The 1,773-nt window shown below is 63.7% G+C and carries 2 protein-coding genes; both read right to left on the bottom strand.

All coding sequences use genetic code 11. From position 1 onward, the window contains the following. Nucleotides 1-556, bottom strand: a 556-nt coding sequence (locus I5W_RS03155) for an NAD(P)(+) transhydrogenase (Re/Si-specific) subunit beta (RefSeq protein ID WP_044528152.1), incomplete at its 3' end; no start/stop codon positions are given. Between the two features lie 2 nt (nucleotides 557-558). Then, a partial coding sequence (locus I5W_RS03160) for a Re/Si-specific NAD(P)(+) transhydrogenase subunit alpha (protein WP_044528153.1) occupies nucleotides 559-1,773 on the bottom strand: 1,215 nt, incomplete at its 5' end.

A 1,773-nucleotide genomic window follows, 5' to 3' on the forward strand; every position in this document is an offset into this window, starting at 1 on the left:
CTATCGGCGCCCCGAAGTCCACCGCCAGCCAGATCATGAGCAGCAGGCAGGCCAGGTTGATCCAGTGGCGTGCCGGCAGCAGCAGAGGCTTGCCGCCGATCTTGCCGGCCAGTTTGCCGAAGGCGATCAGGGAGCCGGAGAAGGTGACGGCACCGATCAGCACGCCGATATAGATTTCCACCTTCAGGATCGTGCTGCTGGCACCGACGGCCGACTCGGCGTGACTGAAATAGGACACGAAGCCGATCAGGCTGGCTGCCAGACCCACCAGGCTGTGCATCAAGGCCACCAGCTCGGGCATCTGGGTCATCTTGATGCGCCGGGCGGCGATCAAGCCGATACTGCCGCCGACCAGGATGGCGCAGATCAGGTAGGGCAGGCCGCTCATGGTCACATGCGGGCCGAAGATGGTCGCCAGGATGGCCACGGCCATGCCGATGACGCCGTAGACATTGCCGCGTCGTGCCGTTTCCGGGTTGGACAGGCCGCCCAGGCTCAGGATGAACAGCACGATGGCCCCGATATAACTGGTGGTCACAAGAGAAGAAGGGTTCATGATTATCCTTGTTTGCGGAACATCGCCAACATGCGACCCGTCACGGCGAAGCCACCGAACATGTTCACCGCGGTCAGCACGATGCCGGCAATGGCCAAGGCGAACATCAGGTAGGAGGTGGGGGTTCCTGAGGCCCCCAGCTCCGGGCTGACCTGGGTCATGGCGCCGATGGCGATGATGCTGGAAATGGCATTGGTCACGCTCATCAATGGCGTATGCAGCGACGCCGTCACGTTCCACACCACCATGTAGCCGACGAAGCAGGCCAGGATGAAGACGGTGAAGTGTTCCAGGAACTCGGTCGGTGCATAGCTGCCCACCAGCCACAGCAACACGGCGGCGAGGCCACCGAAGATCACTGGGCCCCAGCGCGAGGCGGGCTTTTTGACCGGAGCTGCCTTGGCTTGCGGGGCTGCGGCCGGTGCGTTGGGCGCGGGCTTGGCGGGGGCAACTGCCGGCTTGATGGCTGGCGGCGGCCAGGTCACCGTACCATCCTTGAGCACGGTGGCGCCGCGGATCATCTCATCGTCCATATTGACCAGCAGGATGCCGTCCTTGGTCTTGCAGAGTTCCTCGGTCAGGCGCAGCAGATTGGTCGCGTACAGCGTACTGGATTGCTTGGACAGGCGCGAGGGCAGATCGGTATAGCCGATGATGGTGACGTCATGGCGCACCACGACTTCGCCCGGCACCGTCAGTTCGCAATTGCCGCCCTGTTCGGCGGCCAGGTCGACGATCACGCTGCCGGGACGCATACTTTGCACCATCTCGCTGGTAATCAGCTTGGGTGCGGGTTTTCCCGGGATCAGTGCGGTGGTGATGATGATGTCGACATCCTTGGCTTGCTCGGCAAAGACCTGGCGCTGGGCTTGCTGGTAGCCCGCGCTCATCACCTTGGCATAGCCGCCGCCACCGGAGCCTTCTTCCACGTAGTTGACGCTGACGAACTCGGCGCCCATGGACTTGATCTGGTCGGCTACCTCCTGGCGGGTATCGTTGGCGCGCACCACGGCGCCCAGCGAGACCGCAGTGCCCAGCGCGGCCAGTCCCGCCACACCGGCACCGATGACGAACACCTTGGCCGGCGGTACCTTGCCGGCCGCCGTGATCTGGCCGGTAAAGAAGCGGCCGAATTGATTGGCGGCCTCGATGACGGCGCGGTAGCCGGCAATGTTGGCCATGGAGGAGAGGGCGTCACACTTTGTGCGCGCGAATGC

Origin of the sequence: Herbaspirillum sp. B65 (assembly GCF_000333555.1) — a bacterium.
In the GTDB taxonomy this organism is placed as follows: domain Bacteria; phylum Pseudomonadota; class Gammaproteobacteria; order Burkholderiales; family Burkholderiaceae_D; genus Herbaspirillum; species Herbaspirillum rubrisubalbicans.